Origin of the sequence: Sphingobacterium endophyticum (genome assembly GCF_009733535.1) — a bacterium.
In the GTDB taxonomy this organism is placed as follows: Bacteria; Bacteroidota; Bacteroidia; order Sphingobacteriales; family Sphingobacteriaceae; genus Sphingobacterium; species Sphingobacterium endophyticum.
Genome location: NZ_SMMI01000004.1, coordinates 165,743 through 187,589, shown reverse-complemented (window position 1 = coordinate 187,589; position 21,847 = coordinate 165,743). Strand labels below are relative to the sequence as shown.

Here is a 21,847-nt window from a genome sequence, read left to right as displayed (position 1 = left end):
TCAGTTATAGTTTAAGTTTAAATCCTAATGCAAATGTTCTTGGGATCGGTAATGAATAACCCTGGTCATAGCCTAAGTAATTCACCAATTCAGGATCTCTACCTGAATATTTGCTGACAGTAAATAAATTGTTTGCAGATAGGTAGACATAGAAGTCTCCATTTTTGCCGAGCTTGTTTCCTATAATGTCTTTAAAATTATAGCCAATCGTAGCTGTTCTCAATTTTAGGAAAGATCCATCTTCTAAGAATAGATTTTGATTAGTTTGAAAAGGAGTAACTGACGACCAGGGATTGTATAGGGGATATTTATCATAATCACCTCTTTTTTCCCAATAGGTAATCTCTTTGATAGAGTTTATACTGCTGGCATTTTCATTTTCAATGAAATTGAAACGATTGGCCATTTCTTGGTTGACAATCTTTCTACCTAAATTGAAATAGAAATTTAAGTTCAGGTCGAAATTTTTATAGGTAACCATATTGTTCCATGAACCGCTAAGTTTTGGAAGGATATTTCCCTGAATTACCTTGTCTTCTTTGGTGATCTGATTGTCAGCATTTGAATCCCGCCAAATAGGATCCCCAGCCTTAAGGATAATGCCATTATACGTTAATTTTTGACCATTTACCTCTGGAACTTCTTGATCTGTTTTGTACATGCCGTTGTTTTCATACAACCAAAAGGCATCTATTCTTTCGCCGACCTTTAATAGGCGGTCATTGACCTCAACTTCATCCAATCCATTTGGCAAAGCCAATAATTTATTGGTATTTACGCCAAGTACCAATCCTGTATTCCAGGTGATTTTATCGTTTTGTACAACGTTACCGGAAGCAGATAAATCGATGCCCATGTTCCGGACATCCATGCCCGCTTCATATTGATATTCATATCCAAAATCTTTCTTGCCTGGCAGCATGATCAACTGATCTTTGGTATCACGTACATAAGCATCAAATGAAACTTGAATATTTCTTTCCTCAAAACCTAAGTCAAAGCCTAAATTAGCATTGTCAGAATAGCTCCAAGGAAGTTTATAGCCAATCCAGCCCACATCATACGGACGTACCAAAACAGCGATACCGTTGTAGCCCGGGACGATGGCATTTCCTGTGTAGCCTACTTGTGCCGTATAACTAGGGCCTTGAGAATAATTATCATAAAGATTGTAATGTCCAATTCTACCTACATTCGCACGGATGTTAAATAAGCTTACTGCATCATTATCCTTTAGGAAATCATTTTTAGCATTCCAACCCAAAGCTAAAACTGGAGAAAAGAACCACCTCGAAGTCGGCTGTGCATTTGATGATGCATCGTAACGTAGTGTCAGTGCAGCAGTATAGGATTCGTTATAAGTATAGGAAGCTTTACCATAGAAATTAACCATATTGTGTTTGGTCCGGTCCAAGAATTTGTAGACCAATTGTCTAGGAAATGGGATAGGATTTAAATAATTCCCATTATTAGGGTCAGATTCCAGCAAATTTAATTTGATAAAATCGTTGACACCTTTATAAGCATAAGAATAATTATACTTATAAGTATCCCACATCAGGGAATTTCCGGCCTCAAAATAGAAATAATTTGCTCCGTTCTTTATATCGTAAACGAGTTGGTTGTCTACCATTATACGCTGATTGTAGCCATAGTAGTTCGAAGCGAAATTGCTGTTTTCAAGAATGGTGCTTGGGTAGAATAAATCTCTATACCCTTCATTATAATCTACGGCAAATTTAGTACGGAACTTGACAGGACCTGCATTAAATTGGAATCGGAAAAATCCTTCCAGGATATTATTGAAGTTATCATCAAAGCTTTTATCGAATTCTTTCAGGTAAGTATCGTACACATCTTTGTTAGGAGCTAATGGAGCACCTAAGTCAGGAAGGTAACCCATCATGGCAAAGCGGTTTCTCAAGTTACGATTACGGTCTCTATTAATTCGAGATGCATTGAATAGGGTTTCAAAGTTTAACCATTTGAAAGGTCTTAGATTTAGGAAAAACCGGGCATTGTATTTATCGAATTTAGTGTCATCAGCCACTCCTGAAGTTTTTACATTTCCAAGAGAGAACTGGAAAGTTGCACGAGGCTGTCCTCCAGCAATGTTTGCGTTAACACCATGGTTTAAGCCATTTTGATAATAACTATCTGACCAATTCGAAGGACCATAATAGTCATTGTTCAATGAATCACTGAGGTAAATAGGATAAACATCATCAATGTTGAATTTACCATTTGTGGTATAAAGGTCATAAAATTGTCTTCGAAAGGCATTTTCATAAGCACCGTTAATAGTTGTAACAGTTGGCTTTTGGGACATTCCAATGTAACTATTCACCGTAATTCTTTTATCACCATCAGTTGGTGCTTTTCTTGAAGTAATCTCAATTACACCATTCGAAGCAAGAGGCCCATAGGTTGCTAGAGTAGAAAGGTCCTTCAGGACACGTATGCTCTCTATATTGTCTATGTCAAAATTGGCTAGGAGATTATTTTCAGTACCAATCCTTTCGACGTCATAGTTTTGAATATCAAAAGCGAAAGGGTGTTCACCGATAAGTGGAACACCATCCAAAACCACTAATGGTTGACTATTGTAAATATCCCTATTGCTGAGGATAGGTTTACTGATACCACGGACGAACATTTGGATATTTGTTCCTGGCTCCCCACTGGATTCGGAAACATAGACTCCCGGCAATTCACCTTTAATATATTGCTGCAAACTATTTGCAGTATTTAAAGAGGTGGTTTTGAGACTCCTTAAATTATTGAACTTTGGCAGGTCCAATTCATACAGGGGTTTCATAGCTGGCAAGGTATCAATAGGAGGGATAGAGTCCGTTTCGGTCGTATCCTGCAATGATAGGTTGTTCAGCTCAATGTTATGTGAATAGGCATGCCCCATTGACATAGACATTAAAATCATCAACGATTTAAACTTCCATATTACACTCATATGTATAGTGCGGTTTATTGGTTAGTAAATAGTATATACGTACTAGGTAGCGGTTAGCTCCAAAATATGGGCTAACTCATAATAAAATGTAAGATATTCGGACGATTAACTCGCCGTAAAATGGGATCGCAATTTTTCTCTTTTCATAATTTGAGTTAATTAGGTTTAATAAAATAGTTAATCACGGACTTGGTTAAAGGTCTTTATGGCAGGTAAATATTAGTACCTGTGTGATTAACTAGCCGGAAAATAAATTGCAATTTTTAAAAGGTGTAAAAAGGTTCATTTAGTGATTGTTTAGTGAGTATTTTATAATGGTTAAGACTAATTTATAAATAAAAAACGTTTTAGCAAATTTTTTTTAAAAAAATAGAAATTCCTGTCCAAATCTGCTTTAACGTTAAAGTAGATCTAGATATTTGTAACATTTAAAAAGTTTTGGAATTTTGTTTAACCTTATTTATTCAACCGCCACGACAATATCCTATTTATCTTATTTCCTTGGGTCATTTGAGTTACCTTGATATCTTCTATCTTGTGGTATTCTAAAACGGCTTTTAATGGTTTTAAATTTTCTTTATCGGATACTAAAACTGAACATAAACCTAGCTGATTTCTCAATGCAATACTTTCATAAATCATTGAGGTTATAAATTTCTTTTCACCACCTGGATACCACAATTCATTAGACAAGCCTTGAAAATTTGTTCTGGTACTCTCAGTTTCTTGATGAAGTTTTTGGTTTTTCTTTATAATAGTTTGCCTATAATCCTCACGTGATTTGAAAAAAGGAGGATTGCAAAGTATGGCATCAAAGTATTCATTGGGATGAAGGATTCCTTCAAGAATATGCTCATTTTTCTCTTGATGTCTTATCTGAATACCATTTTTCAAATAAGGATTGTCATTCAAAATCTTCTTTGCATGTTGAAGGGAAGGAATATGAGTGTCTGTTGCCACAAAATTCCAATGATATTCTAAAAATCCCAAAATTGGATAGATTAAACTTGAACCTGTCCCAATGTCGAGAACATTTATTTTTTTAGGATTTTTAGGTTGTATTAAATCTGCCAAATAATGGATATAATTTAATCTACCAGGAATAGAGGGGCATAGGCTGCCTTCCAATAAGCTCCAGTTCTTAATTTTATATTCTGATTCGAGCAATGCCTTATTTAAAAGTAAGACTGATTCAGGATCTCTAAAATCCAGGGTCTGACGACCATCAGGGAGTATTTGAATATGTTTTTTAAGCTGATGAACATGTTTGATCAACTTTTTAAAGTCATATTCTTGATTGAACTTATTGCGCGAGTGTAGATTTTTTGAGTTTTTTTCCATTATTTTTACAGTACACAAAGATATCTATTAATAAGTAAAAATGATCGAATCCAATATATTATTGGTCATGATTCTATTCTTTTTCATGGCCATGCTATTTGTTGTATCTCAACGTTTTAAAATTTCCTATCCTATCTTACTGGTAATCGGAGGATTAGCTATTTCTTTAATTCCGGGTTTACCGGAGTTTAGTATAAACCCAGATGTTGTATTTTTGGTTTTTCTACCACCATTATTATTTGAGGCGGCATGGTACACTTCATGGAATAGTTTTTGGAAAAACCGTCGATCGATTTTAACGATGGGTTTTGGGTTAGTTTTCGTTACATCTATTGCTGTTGCCTATCTATCTGTGCATCTTATACCGGGCTTTACGCTTGCTTTGGGATTTTTACTGGGAGGCATTATTTCACCGCCTGATGCTGTTGCAGCCACCTCAGTATTAAAAGATGTGAGTTTACCTAAGCGAGGGATAACCCTATTAGAAGGTGAAAGTCTTGTCAATGATGCTGCATCCTTAACCGTATTCAGAATGGCTTTGGCCGTGATTATGACGGGAACATTTACAATGCAAGAAGCCGTGGTAGGGTTCTTTACACTTGCAGTTATGGGAATCTTTGTAGGACTGGTCATTGGCCATATCCTATATCTATTTTTGAAATACATAGCAAAGGCATCAAGCATTACAACTCCAATTACTTTGATCGCTCCTTATATCATGTATATTGTTGCCGAACACTTTGAATGGTCAGGAGTATTAGCCGTCGTTTCTGGGGGATTATTTCTTTCCTTTCGATCGAAAGATTATATGGATTATCATACCAGAATCCAAACCCGTGAAGTTTGGGAAACCATCGGATTCTTATTGAATGGATTTGTTTTCATATTAATTGGTTTAGAACTGCCTATAATTATAGATGGAATCGAGCAAGTATCGAAAAGTTGGGCAATTCAAATTGCTTTGATTATCACCTTGGTCATCATTGTGATTCGAATAATTTTTATTTACATAGCCAGTTATGTTCCTCGATTATCATCACGTGTACGTAAAAAGGAACCGAAGCCAGGTTGGAAGATGCCCTTGATTTTAGGATGGGCTGGAATGAGAGGAGTTGTATCTCTTGCATCTGCATTAGCTATTCCCATCTATCTAACTAACGGTCAACATTTCCCGCATCGAAATTTAATCTTGTTTATCACATTTGTTGTAATACTCATAACGCTTGTTGTTCAAGGATTAAGTCTCCCTTGGTTGATCAAATTAGTTAATCTAGAAGGAAATTCCTCTGAGATTCCCGAAGAGGCCCAGATTGAGGCAATTCGATACCGATTAGTTAAGCAGGAAATGGAACTCTTAAAAACAAAATATCCTAAAGAGTTAGAAGAGAATAATACAGTAAAAGCTATTAATTTATCCTTAAAGCGGAGTTTAGAATCGACAGCAACAAACCTCAGCAGTGAAGCAAAGATAAAAATGGCGAATGAAAGAGGTCTTTATAAGAAGGTAATGCAGGATTTAATTGATGTCAGAAGAGAAATGATCTATACCTTGCGTTCGGAAAAGGATTATGATGAGTCTGTTTTGAGAGCTTTAGAACATAATTTAGATTTGGAGGAATCTAGATTGAACCGTAAATAAAAGGCGAAAAAAAGGATTAGAATTCTGTCAAGAGTAAAGCGTATAAATTTCATTATGGAAATCTAAGGAATTAATCATCTAATCAGTATAAGATGATTAGTTATGAAAAGATTAGGAATTTATTTTTTGATAGTGGTATGCATAATGGCATGTCGAAAGGAGAAATCAGGGATTAGTATATCGGGTAAAGATTTTTTAAATCAAGTTTTCCCCACCTATACTTTCCAGGATTTAGAGTATTCAAAATTGGTATACGCGTTGGGCGATTATGTGCCCGATCCGCTTTCCGGATATAAAAATCAAATTGATTCTGATGTAACATGGGTACCTGTACAAATAGAAGCCAATTTTGGTAATCAATTCTATACTAGAATTGGAATGACAGATTCTTTTAAGAAACTAATGAAGGACAATTACTGGGAATTAGAAGAATCAGTTCGAGCTGCAGAATGGAATAATCATTTGATTCAATATTTGGATCAGGGACACTCTCAATTTTTTAGAAATTACCCTGTACAGAAGGATCCTCATGCTCTAATATATTTTCCAATTAAACAACATAATAGTATTGCTCGTTGTAGTTTTGATCGACCAATTTTCAATGAAGCTAAGGACAAAGCATTGCTTCAAGGTAATTATACTGTTAATAACGTAAAATCAATGGATTTAATTTATACGCTGATTAAAATCGAAGGGAAATGGAAGATGTTGGATTATGAATTGGTCAATTATTATTTATAATGTATTGTTGATACAAAATTTAGGATACTATTGGCTTTTTGCTGATCGTAGTCGTAATTTAAATTAGTAGCTACTTTTTGGGCTAATATATTGAAAACTTGGAGTAGCTTATTACATGCTATTTTATTTTCAATCATATCACTTCCGGAAAATGTTTCTTCCAACTGAGCCCACTCTTGTTCGCTTAGATATTTCTTAAATAGTCGCCCGTATTTATTTGTTGTTATATCCCAATGATTCTGACTAGCCACATACCATTCGATCATCGGAATAAGATATTCTACGCGAATGATTTTTTCAACCATAAACTTAAGGTAGAACAGATCGCCACGTGCTAAACATTTTGGAATATAGGTGACATCCCACCAAAAATCATCGACTATTTTATTGAACTCCTCAGTGGATGGTTTTTTTATGATACTTACCTGATAGGTTGGGGGTTTTAAATTTGAGGTCAGATTGTCTTTGTCTGTTAATATTTCATAACCAATATCCCAATCTTCAGGAAGAATAGGGGAATTTACCTCTGCAAGAAATTGTTCTACGGAATAAATTTTGAAATCCACTTTTACTCCGTCCATATACTGCACCATTCTCATAGCATGCTTCCCATCGAATCCCTCAATTCCTTCTTCATAATAATTCAGGATGTCTCCGAATTGAAATAGCCATTCTTTGGATTGGATATAATTTTCGGAATCTTCAAATACCAATTCGATATCTAGATCACTAAAATCATCAATGGGTGCCAATGGATTGACCAATGAGCTTGTGATTAAAGCTGCCCTGATGTCTTTATTGTCATTAATCCAATTTTTTATAGCTTCTAATTTTAAGTTTCTATTTTCCATTTTGCCTCCATCACTTTAAGATAGCAAAAAAAATCCCAATGATATTTCATTGGGATTTTAATATAATTACGTTTGTCCAACTTATTTGCTTTGATTTTCAATCCATTTGCGAGCATTCACGAAGGCTTCTAACCAAGGTGTTACTTCGTCGTTGCGCCCTTCAGGATAGTTTGCCCAGTTCCATTGGAAAATGGAGCGTTCGATATGTGGCATGGTTACCAGGTGACGTCCGGTTTTATCACTCATCATTGCCGTATTGAAATCAGATCCATTTGGATTATGCGGGTATTGGTCGTAAGCATATTTGGCTACGATATTGTATTGATCTTCTGAATTCGGAAGGTTGAATTTTCCTTCACCATGGGAGATCCAAACACCTAGGGTTGATCCGGCTAAAGTAGACAGCATGATTGAAATATTCTCTTGGACCTTAACCGATACGAAGTTTGATTCGTGTTTTTGAGAATTATTATGGAGCATTTTGCCATGTACCTCATGATCGGGATTTATCAATTCCAATTCCATAAATAATTGGCATCCATTACAAATTCCTACGGATAAGGTATCTGGACGAGCAAAGAATTTTTCTAAAGCAGATTTTGCTTTTTCATTATATAAAAAGGCACCAGCCCAACCTTTAGCAGAACCTAAAACATCTGAATTGGAGAAGCCACCTACAGCACCTATAAATTGAATGTCTTCAAGCGTTTCACGTCCAGAAATCAAATCCGTCATATGCACGTCCTTAACATCAAATCCAGCTAAATACATTGCATTTGCCATTTCACGTTCGGAATTAGAACCCTTTTCTCTGATGATCGCAGCTTTTGGACGCTTTGTACCAGCAATGAAAGCAGGTTTTACCCCATCAAAGTGTACCGGGAAATCAAAACGCAATGGTTGATTTTTATAGTTTTTATAACGCTCATCAGCTGTACCGTTTTTAGACTGTTTTTGATCTAATAGGTAAGAAGTCTTGAACCAAGTATCTCTAGTTTGTTCAACATTAAAACTAAATGAATCTGAATTGTTCTTGATTTTCACTTCAGTGCCATTGGATGGCTTACCAATTTTAAATACTTCAACAGCAGCATCAGTCAATGCCTTTTCAAAGGCTTCATCATTCCTAGCTTGAAGGACTAAACCTATGTTTTCATTGAACAGCACTTTAACAGTGTCTAATTCATTTAATGAAGATAAATCATATTCAGCTGCTAAATTTACATCAGCAAAGCATAATTCCAATAAAGTTGTAATCAGACCACCGGAGCCGATATCATGACCTGCAGCAATTTGATCCTTGTTAACTAAATCTTGGATGGCATTGAATGCATTTTTAAAGTATTGAGCATCCTGAATTGTAGGGGCATCATTTCCTACTTTATTTAAGACTTGCGCGAAAGTGGAACCGGCAAGTTTAAAGCGATCCTGTGAAAGATTGATATAATAAATTGATCCGGCATCTTTTTTCAATACAGGTTCAACCACTTTTTTAATATCTGTACAGTTACCCCCTGCAGAAATAATGACCGTACCAGGAGCGATCACATTTTCTCCATTAGGATATTTTTGCTTCATGGATAATGAATCTTTACCGGTAGGGATATTGATACCTAATTCAATTGCAAAATCAGAACATCCTTGAACTGCTTGGTATAATCTAGCATCTTCACCTTCATTATTACATGCCCACATCCAGTTCGCCGAAAGCGATATCCCGGCAAGTCCGTTAATAATCGGAGCAAATACAATATTAGATAAAGCCTCTCCAATTGCATTTCTAGATCCTGCAACCGGATCAACTAATGCAACCAATGGAGCATGACCTACAGATGTTGCAATCCCTTCTTTGGATTTGTAATCCAAAGCCATTACTCCAACATTGTTCAATGGCAATTGTAAAGGTCCTACGCATTGTTGCTTTGCAACACGACCACCCACACAACGATCAACTTTGTTTGTTAACCAATCTTTTGATGCTACAGCCTCTAATTGTAAGACTTGATTTAAGTAGTTAGGGACTTCCGAAACTGAGTAGGATAGGTCAACGTATTGACGATTGACCTTTTTATCATTCATAATGGTTTTAGGGGATGATCCGAAGAAATCCTCTAAAGCATAGTCCATAGGCTTTTCACCAGTAGATTTAGATTCGAATGTAAATCGATGATCAGAAGTTACATCACCAACAGTGTACATCGGTGAGCGCTCGCGATCGGCAACAGTTTTTAGTTTTTGAATATTTTCTTCAGAGATAACCAAGCCCATACGTTCCTGCGATTCATTACCAATGATTTCCTTCGCAGAAAGGGTAGGGTCACCTACAGGTAATTTGTCTAGGTCGATTAAGCCGCCAGAATTTTCAACCAATTCTGAAAGACAGTTTAGGTGGCCACCAGCACCATGGTCATGAATGGAGACGATTGGATTTTCATCACTTTCCACAAATGCACGAATTGCATTAGCCGCTCTTTTTTGCATTTCTGGATTAGAACGCTGTATAGCATTAAGTTCAATACCAGAACCAAATGCTCCGGTGTCAGCCGATGAAACAGCAGCACCACCCATACCAATACGGTAATTCTCGCCCCCTAGGATAACTATTTTGTCTCCAGCTTCGGGTTCATGTTTTTTAGCCTGGCTTAATTTGCCGTAGCCAATACCGCCCGCCTGCATGATCACTTTATCATATCCCAATTTGCGACCATTTTCTTCATGTTCAAAGGTAAGAACAGATCCAGTAATCAATGGCTGCCCGAATTTGTTTCCAAAATCTGAAGCACCATTCGACGCTTTAATTAGGATATCCATTGGAGTTTGGTATAACCATTTTCTTTCTTCCATGCCATTTTCCCATGGGCGATCATTTAATAGTCGCGAATAGGCAGTCATGTAAATTGCAGTTCCAGCTAAAGGAAGAGCTCCTTGTCCCCCCGCAAGGCGGTCGCGGATCTCACCTCCAGAACCTGTTGCAGCACCAGAAAAAGGCTCAACCGTTGTTGGGAAATTATGTGTTTCAGCTTTTAAGGAAATAACAGAATCGAATTCCTTCTCTTCATAAAAGTCCGGTTTGTCACCGGTTTTTGGAGCAAACTGCGTTACCTTAGGTCCTTTGACAAACGCAACGTTATCTTTATATGCTGAGACAATATCGTTTGGATTTGTTTCCGAAGTTTTCTTAATTAATTTAAATAGGGAAGTAGGTTGCTCTTCACCGTCGATAACGAATGTTCCGTTAAAGATTTTGTGACGACAGTGTTCGGAGTTCGCTTGAGAAAAAGCAAATACTTCCGAATCCGTTAATTTACGTCCAATTTTTTCAGACAATTGATTTAGGTAATCGACTTCTTCAGGGCTCAATGCCAATCCTTCAGATTGATTGTATGCTTGGATATCATCTATTTCCAAAATAGGCTCTGGAGTAATGTTAATCGTAAACATATCCTGAGTCAGTGCGCTGAATTTTTGAGAGATCATCGGATCAAAATCCACGAATTCAGCATTTACTTTTTGGAACTCTTCTATTCGAATTATACCGGTAATTCCCATGTTTTGGGTAATCTCCACTGCATTGGTACTCCATGGAGTTACCATCGCCGCTCTTGGACCAACATAATAGTCGTTAAGCGTTTGATCATCGATTTTTTTTGAGTTGCCGAAAAGCCAGTTTAGTTTGGAAATATCCTCGGTAGATAAATCATTTTGGGTTTGAACAGCATAAACGGTGTTCAATGGGTTCACGAAGAAATGAATCATTATTAAAGTCAATTTGAACGTCCTTCAATTATTCTGCAAAGTTACGGAATATTTTAACAATAAATTAGCTTCAACCTGCATCTTTTTGGCTGGAAAGAGCGTTTTGTCAACCTATACTTCATGATACTGTCAAAATGTGAATTTTGCTTACAAAATATTACATTTGTAGAATGGCTTTAAGGCGGATTAACAAAGTTCAACGAAGAAAATTATCCATTTTCCTACGTTGTATTATCATTTCATTTTTAGCTTGGACCTTATTTGCAATATCAAGTGACTATACATTCACAAAAAAAGCAAGCATGAGCTATGTTAATTTGCCGGAGAACAAAGCTTTTCACCCCTTACAGTCCGATACGGTATCAGTTCGGATAAGGATGTCGGGATGGAAGGTCTTTATGGAGCGACTGCATCCGGATACAGCCAAAATTCAGGTCGATCTCTCAGGATTAAAAACCAAGAATTTCATTGTTTTTGGGAACCAAATAGGTTTTATAAACCGACAGTTTCCTAGTGATAAACAAGTTGTTGCGGTATCTCCCGATACCTTGTATTTTGATTTCTCAAAACAAACCCAACGAAAAGTTCCTGTCAAGGCTGTTGAAAACCTAACATTTCAGCGTCAATATGCTGTAATTGGTGCTACCAGGACCAACCCTGAATATGTAACCATCACAGGTCCTTTGGAGGATGTAGCCAGTATAGAATACTTGGAGACGGACACGATTAAGGGTAAGGATGTAAATACGGATGTTCGTACTGTGGCCTATTTAAATAAACAGCAAAGGACTAATATTACAATATATCCAACTTTTGCTGAAGTCATTGTTCCAGTTGGTGAGATAACAGAGAAAATTATAGAACTTCCAATCAAAGTTGAAAACAGTAAAGGCTATACCTCAGTCCGAGTACTTCCAAGTAAAGTCAAAGTTACGGTCTTGCTTGCTGTCAAGGACTTTAACAAGTATACCTCTCGAGATTTCGAAGCAGTTGTTGATCTGGACGCATGGAAAGACCAGCATGTATCAAGTCTTCCAGTCATTATTACAAAAATGCCTGATTATGTTAAGGTATTAAGTGTTGACCCTCAGAATGTTGATTTTTTTGTTAGACGTTAATTTTATGGCATTGAAAATTGGTATAACCGGGGGCATTGGTGTTGGTAAAAGTGTAGTGACTAAGATATTCAAGGTATTGGGTGTTCCAACCTATGATGCCGATAAAGAGGCGAAAGATATCATGATAAAAAATGATGCAGTTCGCAACGCATTAATTTCGACTTTCGGTTCAGAAGTTTATTTTGAAGATGGAAGCTTAAATCGGGAATGGCTAGGAAAAAGGGTTTTCAGCAATTCGGAAGAATTGAAAAAATTAAATGCGATTGTACATCCTGCGGTTATTCAGGATGCCGATGATTGGGCAGATTCTCAAACTTCAACCTATAGCATTAAAGAAGCTGCTCTATTATTTGAAAGCGGTTCCTATAAAAAACTGGATATAAATATCCTGGTGGTTTCTCCACTAGAACTCCGTATTCAAAGAGTCATGGAAAGAGATCGAGTAGATAGAGAAGAGGTGTTGAGGAGAATTTCAAAACAAATGCCTGAGGAAGAAAAGGAGAAACTGGCAGATTATCTTATTTATAATGATGTTGAGCATAGTTTAATTGATCAAGTGATGTATTTGCATCAAAAATTTAATAGTGCTAAGAAATAGTGATGGAGATTATTGATGACTTTTTAGTAAAGCGGGACAAAGGCTATTATTGTTCATATGGAGACTTTTATATAGATCCGCTATATCCAGTAAAGCATGCTGTTGTTTCCCATGCACATGCTGATCATGCATCCCCCGGACATAAGAATATTTATTGTACAAAAGGTACTGCAGCCATCATGCAGTTCAGGTATGGAAAACAACCCTTTGATAGCTTTCATGAGAAAGATTATGTGGAGTTTTTTCAAATCAATGCTGTCGAGATCTATTTTTATCCAGCTGGACATATTTTGGGCAGTGCCCAAATACTCATGATCTACAAGGGGGTTAGGTATCTGTACACAGGAGATTATAAACTTCAAGCAGATAGATCCTGTGAGCCCTTAGAATTCGTAGAGGCAGAAGTTTTAATAACCGAAACTACCTTTGCAAATCCAAATACAAAGCATCCAGATCCCATTTCTGAAATTATGAAACTTGATGTAAAAAGCAATATATTATTGGGATGTTATGCATTAGGTAAGGCTCAGCGGGTTACTGCATTGTTAAATGATCATTTACCCCATAAGGAGGTTCTCTTACATCACCAAATTATGCCGATAAATAAGATTTATGATCGGTATATTGACATTCCATTGCATTACAACCTATACAATCGGAAGTCAATGAAAGAGCCCGGAGAAAATAAGATTTATTTGGTTCCTCCATTAACCTTCAATAGTTATAGACGTGCAAAGAATGTTTTAAAAGCATTTGCTTCGGGATGGGAGCGTCTACAGGCACAGAATGATATAAGTTTGTATCTGTCAGACCATGTTGATTGGGAAGATATTCTTTATTTAATTGAAAAGGTAAATCCGAAAGCTATTTGGACCTTACATGGAGATGGAAGGGATTTGCATAAGCATTTTTCGGACGAAATTTCAATTCGAGATATTTTCTCTCAAACTTTTACCCCAGATTATTGTTGATAGATTTGATAAACAAATTTAATATAACATATGAACAAATTCTTTAGAGCATTAATTGCTGGATGGGGAGCAAAGAAAATGGGACTTGGCTGCTTTGGTACAATTGTAGTATTTATTATTATTTACTATTTGTTAGGTTATTTGTAGGCCAAATAAGATAAAAAATATGGCTAGATATGCAATATCTAGCCATTTCTTGTTTAACAATAGCCAGGACGGCTTTATGAAGAAATTGTGTAGGGAACACAGAATTTCCATGATTACAAAAAATTTGAAATACTTTTTTTCCGATACGATTAATAATCAATGGTTCCTGAAAGTTTAAAACGAAATTCGGTTAGAAGAATTCCAAACTTTGAATTCCTAATATATTGAGTAAAATTTAAATATTATATACCTAACATTTAGTATTTTAAATTTTTATTAGCGAATTAATGTATCACATTGATTATTAATTATTTGCAAATGGATTTTAGCGAAAAGGATTGTCGAAGGGTAAAAGAAATGTAACTTCAACAATTTTTAAAAATGGGGATTGAATAAATGGAAATAAAAAAACCTCAACATTTGTGAGGTTTTTTAAGTGGTGCCAGCTGGATTCGAACCAGCGACACAAGGATTTTCAGTCCTTTGCTCTACCAACTGAGCTATGGCACCTTTCCAAGATTTTGATTTGAATCTGTTACTTGTCAGATTTTGGTGGTGCCAGCTGGATTCGAACCAGCGACACAAGGATTTTCAGTCCTTTGCTCTACCAACTGAGCTATGGCACCTTTTTTTACATGTCCGTTACCGAACTTGCGATGCAAATATACCGTCCTTTTTCGAATTCTAAAACTTTTGCCTTAATTATTTTTGGTTAATTATTCAAAGTCTTGATTTTGATTGAGATAAAATTACATCAAATAAACATTGTGAATGGGCAAATAACGGTATCTTTGCACTTCAATAATATAATATGAGTAAAAAAGGAAGAGTTTTGGTAGCAATGAGTGGGGGAGTTGATAGCTCCGTTGCTGCTGTTATGCTACACGAACAAGGGTATGAGGTCATTGGGATTACAATGAAAACTTGGGATTATGCTAGTTCCGGTGGCTCTTCAAAGGAAACAGGTTGCTGTAGCTTAGATAGTATAAATGATGCTAGGACTTTAGCAGTAAATTATGGATTTCCACATTATATCCTAGATATCCGTTCGGAATTTGGAGATTATGTCATAGATAATTTTGTTGATGAGTATATAGCAGGCAGAACTCCTAATCCATGCGTATTGTGTAATACCTATATCAAATGGGAGGCCTTGATGAAACGTGCAGATAAACTGGACTGTGAATTTATCGCTACAGGACATTATGCCAATATTCGGATGCATGATAATGGACGTTATGTGATTTCAAAAGGTAAAGACGAAAATAAGGATCAGTCCTATGTACTTTGGGGTGTGTCGCAGGAAAACCTCGCTAGAACCCAATTTCCGTTAGGAAGTTTTACTAAGCAGGAAATACGCCAGATGGCTATGCAGATGGGACAAAAAGAATTGGCGAATAAGTCGGAGAGTTATGAGATCTGCTTTGTGCCTGATAATGACTATCGTTCGTTTCTAAGACATAAAAGACCTACTTTGGACCAAGAGATTGGCCCAGGAAACTTTATTCTTTCTGATGGGACGGTTGTTGGCCAACATATCGGGTATCCATATTTTACAATCGGGCAACGAAGAGGATTAGGTATTGCATTAGGGAAACCAATGTTTGTCATTCAAATTCTTCCTGAATCCAATTCCGTAGTTTTGGGAGAGGAGCATGAGCTTGAAAGAAGCAAAGCTTTCGTTAGGGACATTAATTTAGTCAAATATGCTTCTTTGACTGAACCAATGGAAGCAACTACTAAGATTCGATATAAGGACTCAGGAGCGATTTCAACGCTTACACAGCACGGAGATATCATGGAAGTTGATTTCGTCCATAATGTAAAAGGAATTGCGCCAGGTCAATCCGCTGTATTTTACGAAGGTGACGATTTGATTGGTGGTGGATTTCTTATGAAAGAAGAGAATTAAGAATTAAAAATAGAAATAAACAATAAAGGCGATGTTGAATGACATCGCCTTTGTTATTAAATAATTTTCGAAAATTATAATTTACCTACTTCTTGAGCTAGGTCGATGATTTTGTTTGAGTAACCCCACTCATTGTCGTACCATGATACAACTTTTACGAAGTTATCATTCAAAGAGATACCAGCTTTAGCATCGAAGATTGAAGTACGAGCATCTCCTAAGAAGTCAGTTGATACTACATCATCTTCCGTATATCCTAAAATACCTTTTAATTCACCTTCAGAAGCTTCTTTCATTGCTTTTTTGATATCTTCATAAGAAGCACCTTTTTCTAAGCGAACTGTAAGATCCACTACAGAAACGTCAGCAGTAGGTACACGAAGAGACATACCTGTTAATTTTCCTTTAAGTTCAGGTAACACTAAACCCACAGCTTTAGCTGCACCTGTAGATGAAGGGATGATGTTTTGGTAAGCACCGCGACCACCTCTCCAGTCTTTTACTGAAGGACCATCAACTGTCTTTTGTGTAGCAGTAACTGCATGAACAGTCGTCATTAAGCCTTCAACAATACCAAATTTATCATTCAATACTTTAGCGATAGGAGCTAAACAGTTCGTTGTACACGAAGCATTTGAAACGATGTTGTATTCAGCTTTTAATTCTTTATTGTTTACACCCATTACGAAAGTAGGGGTATCATCTTTTGCAGGAGCAGACATGATTACTTTCTTAGCACCAGCATCGATGTGTTTTTGAGCTAATTCTTGTGTTAAGAAGAAACCTGTAGACTCAATGATTACTTCAGCACCTACTTCATTCCACTTAAGGTTTGCAGGGTCTTTTTCAGCAGTGATACGAATAGTTTTACCGTTAACAACTAAGTTACCGTCTTTCACCTCAACTGTACCGTCGAATTGACCGTGAGTTGAGTCATATTTTAACATATAAGCTAAGTAATCAGGTTCAACTAAGTCATTGATTCCAACAACTTCAATATCACTGCGTTTAACAGCAGCTCTAAATGCTAAACGGCCAATACGGCCAAATCCGTTAATTCCAATTTTCATTTTTACTAATTTTTATTTATAAAATATTTTACAAGATTTTGAACAGGTTCCCGAATAATGGTTCCCACTGTTAAATGATTTTCTTTTGCTATTTCTCGGAGCCAATCTGCATAATTGTTTGCTACAGAACCAGTGAAATTCAATATTGAATCTGGATAGGCCTCTGAGAGAGGTATTAGATAAGTTTTAACATATAATTCTAAGCCTTTCCTAATGATTCCTTCCATGTAAGGGTCCTCTTTGTTTTCCAAGATAAAATCTGCAAATGAGGTTAGAAAAATATTAGGGTTAGGGGTATTATATGTTTTGTCCAAGATCATTTTACGATCAATGTTGTGTTTGTTTAGGAGTTTTTCACGAAATCCCTGCGGCATTGCTTCAGTAAGGAAATCTTTCAAGATCTGTCTAGCTTGCCAATTTGTGGAAGCTTCATCAGCAAGGATATAACCTAATCCGTAATTATTTTCAAGGACCTTTCTGCCATTGTAAAATGCAGCATTCGACCCACTTCCAATAATTCCTATAATACCTTTATCGTTACCAAAGGTGGAAATTGCTGATGCCAACATATCATGGCTAACTTTTACTTTTGCATTTTTAAAAAATTGAGTAAAGACTTTTTCTATCTTTTCCTGTCTTTCTTTAGAAGATGCTCCAGCGCCGAAAAAATATATTTTCCGAATCTTTTCAGCATTATTAATGAGCTGCGTATTCTTATTTAAGAGCTGAAATATAAATCTTTCATCTTGTATATATGGATTGATGCCGGAAGTTCGAAATCCATGTAGGACTCGTCCTTTTTCAGCTAAACGCCAATCGGCATATCTGGATCCACTAAATACGACTGCAATCATAAGTTTAAATGTTCATTACTTCAGCAATTGTGATAAGCTCCTCGTCAAGTTTAAACTCTTTACCTCGCAAAGCTTCTTCTAGGCTGGTTGCTACCATTTTACTACCTCGAATACCTACCGTAGCACTTTTATTTCCATTTATTAATTCGTTCACCGCGAAATATCCCATTCGGGTTGCCAATACTCGATCAAAACTACTTGGGGATCCGCCACGTTGTAAATGCCCTAATATACTAACTTTTGTGTCATAAAAATCAAATTTTTCTTCCACGCGTTTAGCAACATTGTAAGCGCCACCGTTTTTGTCACCTTCAGCAATAATAACAATCATAGAGGTTTTATTTCTCTCCTTTGCTACTTCTAACATTTCGATTAGTTCATCGATAGCCGTATCTTTCTCAGGTAACATGATAGCCTCCGCCCCGCCAGCTACACCAGCATTCAAGGCTATACAACCTGAATCTCTACCCATAACTTCAACGAAAAATAATCTATTATGTGATGCTGCTGTGTCTTTAATTTTATCAATAGCATCAATTACGGTATTGTTGGCCGTATCAAAGCCTAATGTGTAATCTGTTCCATATAGATCATTATCTATCGTTCCAGGAATACACATCACCGGTATATTATACTCTTGTGAGAAAATTTCAGCACCTGTAAAGGTTCCATCGCCACCGATGGCAACAAGTGCATCAATTCCAGCTTTTCTTACATTTTCGTAGGCTTTTTTACGTCCTTCCGGAGTTCTGAACTCTGGGCATCTTGCGGATTTTAAAATGGTTCCACCTTTTTGAAGGATAGAACTAACTGAACGACTAACCATTTCGGTAAAATCGCCTTCAATCATTCCTTCATAGCCCCTAAAAATTCCGGTAACTTTTAGGTCGTTAAAAAGTGCGGTACGAACTACTGCGCGAATGGCAGCATTCATGCCTGGAGCGTCACCTCCTGATGTATAAACGCCAATCCTTCGTATCTTGTCCATTAGGTCTTTCTTATTTTTTAGAATTACGAATATAATGTGTATTTCCTACACTATTAAATTTTTTTAGTAATTTGTTTGTGTAATTGTTATTATTGTTGAGGTTTTCAGGAAACAATTGATCAATATAAATAAATTTAAATTTTGCAGACACATTTTACCATAGATTGCGTCATTCTTACCTTTGATGAAGGACAATTAAAGGTGTTGTTGGCCGAAAGGAATGAGTATCCTTATAAGGATTGGTGGGCACTGCCAGGTTATTTTGTGAATAAATATGAGGAAATGGAAGATGCCGTTTCTCGTATTTTATTTGAGATGACTGGATTAAAGGATATCTATATGGATCAATTAGCTGCATTCGCAGGGGTGAAGAGACATCCCGAAGGTCGCATATTGACCGTTGCTTATTTGGCTCTAGTTCAGATGGAAGAAGTGAAAAATAAGATTTCATCCGGAAGTACTTATATGCGACAATTAAAATGGTTTCCTGTAACAGCATTGCCTGACCTAGCATTTGACCATAAAGAAATTATTGAGCTCAGCTTAGATCGTCTAAAAAAGACTGTTTCCTATTCCATGACACCCTATGAATTATTGCCTTCAAAATTTACCCTAACCCAATTACAGCAGGTATATGAAGCGCTATTGAATAAACAGCTTGATAAACGAAATTTCAGAAAAAAGATAAACAATTTGGGCTATCTCAAAGAGTTGAATGAATTTCAGAAAGGCGTATCATATCGAGCAGCAAAATTATATTCTTTCGATAAAAAGAAATTCCACAAAACATTTAGTCAGGACTAAATCCTCTTTACTTAATTAAATTCTATAATATCTTACCGTTAAAAAAGTGTTAATGATCACTTTTTTGACAAAGGGATGATATTATTTAATTTCTATTCTTTACTTTTGAACAATTTTTAGAAAAAGTCAAAAATAACAAAAGGTAAAAATGGAGAATCGTAAGGATCAAATCATTGAAGCAGCGCTTAAACGCTTCTCTCATTTTGGTTTTCATAAAACCACAATGAATGAAATTGCCGATGATCTGCGAATTACTAAAGCTAATCTTTATTACTATTATCCAGATAAGTCAACATTGATTTTGGATGTATTAATAAAACTTGGCAATGATGTGTATGCAGGAGAGAAGGAAATTGTCGAATCCTATTCAGGAGATTTAATGAAAACCATGAATGAGATACTAGATTATAGAGCAGGATTTACACGCAAATATTATGTGCTTCATATCTGTGAAAATCTAGACTGGATAAAAGGTTTGGACATCAATGAGGTAATGCAGGATTTTTATCAACGTGAAGTAGCTTTAATAAAGTCACTCTATAAAAAGTCTATAACTAATGGAGAGTTGATAATGGAGGATGTTGAAGGAAGTGCCTGTACATTGGTTGAAATACAAAAAGGGTTGGGTATTATCCATACCATTTCAGACGTTATTACAGGAATTCCAAATGAAGACAATGTGGATAAGATATTGGAGAGTCAAAAAAGAGCATTAAAATTAATTTTCGAAGCAAGAATAGCTAGCAATAAATAAATGAAGAGAACTAAACTTATGGCCCTATTGGTGGCAGGGATGCTGTCGGGTTCATTGTTACATGCACAAGAGACCTTAACCTTACAGGAAGCGGTTAAATATGCATTGGATAATAAGGCAGATGCTAAAAAAGCAAAACTCGACCTTGAGAATTCAGAATATCAAATTGATGAGGTCAGAGCTGGAGCATTACCACAAATCAATGCATCCGCAAATGTGAAGTATAATGCTATCATTCCAAGTATGCCCTTAGATATTGGTGGTCAGACTCAATATTTGAAAATGGGACAGCCATGGAACTCTACAGCTGGTTTGTCTGTAAACCAACAGATCTTTAACCAGTCCTTGTTCACAGGGCTAAAAGCAGCTAAAACAACACGAGAATTTTATCAAATCAATTCCCAATTGACTGATGAAATGTTAATTGAAAAAGTTGCAAATGCTTACTATGATGTATTTACAACACAGTTACAATTAGAAACAATTGATAATAACTTAGAAAATACAAATAAAACCAAGAGTGTTATTGAGGGATTGGTAACTGCAGGAATTGCTAGACAGATCGATTTAGATAGGATAGTCGTTAACATTAACAATTTACAAGCACAAAGACAAATTATTGTTAATGCGCTCGAGTTAAAAGAAAATGCTCTAAAGTTTGCTATTGGAATGCCTATTGAAACAGCGATTGAATTACCAGATGAAACATTTGACATCAACGCACAACTGGCATCCGCAAATACGATGGATCTTTCGGGAAGAACCGAAATCAAAGTATTAGAAAAGCAGTCAGAATTATTGGAACTTAACCGCAAGAGTATGAAAGCTGCATATTACCCATCGTTATCCTTTGGTGGAGATATTGGTTACCAAGGTTTCGGTAATGGAGTTCCAGGATCAAATGATTTTAAATGGTTCCCAACATCAGGACTAGGATTGAACTTATCCATTCCAATCTTCAATGGAGGATCAACAAAAGCAAAGATTAACCAAGCAACCATTCAGATCAAACAATTAGATGTTGATATTGAAGATGCACGTTTGGGATTGAATTTGGCAAATGAAAATGCAAAGGCCCAAATTAAGAACAGCTTATTAACAGTTGATGCCAATAGGAGAAACGTAGAATTATCTAAAGAGGTATTGGATGATACGCAAAACAATTACCGTAATGGTTTAGCGACTTTAACAGAGTTATTGGACGCTGAGAATGCATTGGCAACAGCTGAGAATAATCTAAATACATCTTTATTAAATTATAAAATTGCTGAGGTTCAGTTAATCAAAGCAAATGGAGAATTAAAAACATTAGTAAACGAATAATATAACCACATA

General features: G+C 36.2%; 16 protein-coding genes and 2 tRNA genes. 9 read left to right on the top strand and 9 right to left on the bottom strand.

Translation table 11 applies throughout. The features are described 5' to 3' along the window. Positions 1 to 4: 4 nt before the first annotated feature. Complete coding sequence (locus E0Y80_RS06655) at positions 5 to 2,968, bottom strand: SusC/RagA family TonB-linked outer membrane protein (RefSeq protein ID WP_231595982.1); 2,964 nt, start codon at positions 2,966 to 2,968, stop codon at positions 5 to 7. A 456-nt stretch (positions 2,969 to 3,424) separates the two neighbouring features. Continuing rightward, the gene (gene rlmF / locus E0Y80_RS06650) at positions 3,425 to 4,309 is read right to left on the bottom strand and encodes a 23S rRNA (adenine(1618)-N(6))-methyltransferase RlmF (protein ID WP_156306880.1); all 885 of its coding nucleotides are present in this window, start codon (positions 4,307 to 4,309) and stop codon (positions 3,425 to 3,427) included. 40 nt (positions 4,310 to 4,349) lie between these two features. On the opposite strand from rlmF, the gene E0Y80_RS06645 reads away from it, so the two are divergent. Next, positions 4,350 to 5,948 carry a Na+/H+ antiporter gene (locus E0Y80_RS06645; protein ID WP_156306879.1) on the top strand — a complete coding sequence of 533 codons (1,599 nt, stop codon included), beginning with the start codon at positions 4,350 to 4,352 and terminating at the stop codon, positions 5,946 to 5,948. 102 nt (positions 5,949 to 6,050) lie between these two features. Further along, positions 6,051 to 6,689: a hypothetical protein gene (locus E0Y80_RS06640; protein WP_156306878.1), complete on the top strand. Its 639-nt coding sequence runs from the start codon at positions 6,051 to 6,053 to the stop codon at positions 6,687 to 6,689. Here the strand turns inward: E0Y80_RS06640 and E0Y80_RS06635 are convergent. Both E0Y80_RS06635 and purL read right to left on the bottom strand, forming a co-directional pair. Beyond that, positions 6,680 to 7,540 (bottom strand): aminoglycoside 6-adenylyltransferase, encoded by an 861-nt coding sequence (locus tag E0Y80_RS06635; protein WP_156306877.1) that lies wholly within the window; start codon positions 7,538 to 7,540, stop codon positions 6,680 to 6,682. The genes E0Y80_RS06640 and E0Y80_RS06635 overlap by 10 nt on opposite strands. Before the next feature lie 81 nt (positions 7,541 to 7,621). Next, positions 7,622 to 11,296 carry a phosphoribosylformylglycinamidine synthase gene (gene purL / locus E0Y80_RS06630; protein ID WP_156306876.1) on the bottom strand — a complete coding sequence of 1,225 codons (3,675 nt, stop codon included), beginning with the start codon at positions 11,294 to 11,296 and terminating at the stop codon, positions 7,622 to 7,624. A 302-nt stretch (positions 11,297 to 11,598) separates the two neighbouring features. On the opposite strand from purL, the gene E0Y80_RS06625 reads away from it, so the two are divergent. From E0Y80_RS06625 to E0Y80_RS06615, 3 genes are read left to right on the top strand one after another with little or no spacing between them, the layout of a single operon-like run. After that, the gene (locus E0Y80_RS06625) at positions 11,599 to 12,414 is read left to right on the top strand and encodes a YbbR-like domain-containing protein (protein WP_231595981.1); all 816 of its coding nucleotides are present in this window, start codon (positions 11,599 to 11,601) and stop codon (positions 12,412 to 12,414) included. A gap of 4 nt (positions 12,415 to 12,418) precedes the next feature. Continuing rightward, on the top strand, positions 12,419 to 13,012 hold the full coding sequence (coaE, locus tag E0Y80_RS06620; RefSeq protein WP_156306874.1) for a dephospho-CoA kinase: 594 nt from the start codon (positions 12,419 to 12,421) through the stop codon (positions 13,010 to 13,012). A gap of 2 nt (positions 13,013 to 13,014) precedes the next feature. Further along, on the top strand, positions 13,015 to 13,983 hold the full coding sequence (locus E0Y80_RS06615; RefSeq protein ID WP_156306873.1) for an MBL fold metallo-hydrolase: 969 nt from the start codon (positions 13,015 to 13,017) through the stop codon (positions 13,981 to 13,983). A 584-nt stretch (positions 13,984 to 14,567) separates the two neighbouring features. On the opposite strand, the gene E0Y80_RS06610 is transcribed toward E0Y80_RS06615, so the two are convergent. Then, positions 14,568 to 14,640 (bottom strand) — tRNA-Phe (locus E0Y80_RS06610). 40 nt (positions 14,641 to 14,680) lie between these two features. Further along, positions 14,681 to 14,756, bottom strand: a tRNA-Phe gene (locus E0Y80_RS06605). A gap of 185 nt (positions 14,757 to 14,941) precedes the next feature. Between E0Y80_RS06605 and mnmA the strand changes: the two genes are divergently transcribed. Further along, positions 14,942 to 16,042 (top strand): tRNA 2-thiouridine(34) synthase MnmA, encoded by a 1,101-nt coding sequence (gene mnmA / locus E0Y80_RS06600; protein ID WP_156306872.1) that lies wholly within the window; start codon positions 14,942 to 14,944, stop codon positions 16,040 to 16,042. Positions 16,043 to 16,116: 74 nt separating this feature from the next. Here the strand turns inward: mnmA and gap are convergent, their stop codons facing one another. The 3 genes from gap to pfkA are packed head-to-tail and all read right to left on the bottom strand — an operon-like array spanning position 16,117 to position 18,954. Further along, complete coding sequence (gene gap / locus E0Y80_RS06595) at positions 16,117 to 17,112, bottom strand: type I glyceraldehyde-3-phosphate dehydrogenase (RefSeq protein ID WP_156306871.1); 996 nt, start codon at positions 17,110 to 17,112, stop codon at positions 16,117 to 16,119. Positions 17,113 to 17,117: 5 nt separating this feature from the next. Beyond that, positions 17,118 to 17,966, bottom strand: a complete 849-nt coding sequence (locus tag E0Y80_RS06590) for a hypothetical protein (RefSeq protein WP_156306870.1) — start codon at positions 17,964 to 17,966, stop codon at positions 17,118 to 17,120. A gap of 4 nt (positions 17,967 to 17,970) precedes the next feature. Further along, positions 17,971 to 18,954, bottom strand: coding sequence for a 6-phosphofructokinase (pfkA, locus tag E0Y80_RS06585; protein WP_156306869.1), 984 nt, complete (start codon positions 18,952 to 18,954; stop codon positions 17,971 to 17,973). Between the two features lie 141 nt (positions 18,955 to 19,095). Between pfkA and E0Y80_RS06580 the strand changes: the two genes are divergently transcribed. From E0Y80_RS06580 to E0Y80_RS06570, 3 genes are all read left to right on the top strand, one after another. Continuing rightward, positions 19,096 to 19,758 carry an NUDIX hydrolase gene (locus E0Y80_RS06580; protein ID WP_156306868.1) on the top strand — a complete coding sequence of 221 codons (663 nt, stop codon included), beginning with the start codon at positions 19,096 to 19,098 and terminating at the stop codon, positions 19,756 to 19,758. Between the two features lie 148 nt (positions 19,759 to 19,906). Beyond that, on the top strand, positions 19,907 to 20,512 hold the full coding sequence (locus E0Y80_RS06575) for a TetR/AcrR family transcriptional regulator (RefSeq protein WP_156306867.1): 606 nt from the start codon (positions 19,907 to 19,909) through the stop codon (positions 20,510 to 20,512). After that, on the top strand, positions 20,513 to 21,835 hold the full coding sequence (locus tag E0Y80_RS06570) for a TolC family protein (protein WP_156306866.1): 1,323 nt from the start codon (positions 20,513 to 20,515) through the stop codon (positions 21,833 to 21,835). Positions 21,836 to 21,847: the final 12 nt, after the last annotated feature.

Coding starts and splice junctions, on each gene's coding strand:
- E0Y80_RS06655 (WP_231595982.1), bottom strand. CDS start 2,968: ATGAGTGTAATATGGAAGTTTAAATCGTTGATGATTTTAATGTCTATG.
- pfkA (WP_156306869.1), bottom strand. CDS start 18,954: ATGGACAAGATACGAAGGATTGGCGTTTATACATCAGGAGGTGACGCT.
- gap (WP_156306871.1), bottom strand. CDS start 17,112: ATGAAAATTGGAATTAACGGATTTGGCCGTATTGGCCGTTTAGCATTT.
- E0Y80_RS06575 (WP_156306867.1), top strand. CDS start 19,907: ATGGAGAATCGTAAGGATCAAATCATTGAAGCAGCGCTTAAACGCTTC.
- E0Y80_RS06570 (WP_156306866.1), top strand. CDS start 20,513: ATGAAGAGAACTAAACTTATGGCCCTATTGGTGGCAGGGATGCTGTCG.
- E0Y80_RS06635 (WP_156306877.1), bottom strand. CDS start 7,540: ATGGAAAATAGAAACTTAAAATTAGAAGCTATAAAAAATTGGATTAAT.
- E0Y80_RS06615 (WP_156306873.1), top strand. CDS start 13,015: ATGGAGATTATTGATGACTTTTTAGTAAAGCGGGACAAAGGCTATTAT.
- E0Y80_RS06625 (WP_231595981.1), top strand. CDS start 11,599: ATGAGCTATGTTAATTTGCCGGAGAACAAAGCTTTTCACCCCTTACAG.
- E0Y80_RS06640 (WP_156306878.1), top strand. CDS start 6,051: ATGAAAAGATTAGGAATTTATTTTTTGATAGTGGTATGCATAATGGCA.
- purL (WP_156306876.1), bottom strand. CDS start 11,296: ATGATTCATTTCTTCGTGAACCCATTGAACACCGTTTATGCTGTTCAA.
- E0Y80_RS06590 (WP_156306870.1), bottom strand. CDS start 17,966: ATGATTGCAGTCGTATTTAGTGGATCCAGATATGCCGATTGGCGTTTA.
- rlmF (WP_156306880.1), bottom strand. CDS start 4,309: ATGGAAAAAAACTCAAAAAATCTACACTCGCGCAATAAGTTCAATCAA.
- coaE (WP_156306874.1), top strand. CDS start 12,419: ATGGCATTGAAAATTGGTATAACCGGGGGCATTGGTGTTGGTAAAAGT.
- mnmA (WP_156306872.1), top strand. CDS start 14,942: ATGAGTAAAAAAGGAAGAGTTTTGGTAGCAATGAGTGGGGGAGTTGAT.
- E0Y80_RS06645 (WP_156306879.1), top strand. CDS start 4,350: ATGATCGAATCCAATATATTATTGGTCATGATTCTATTCTTTTTCATG.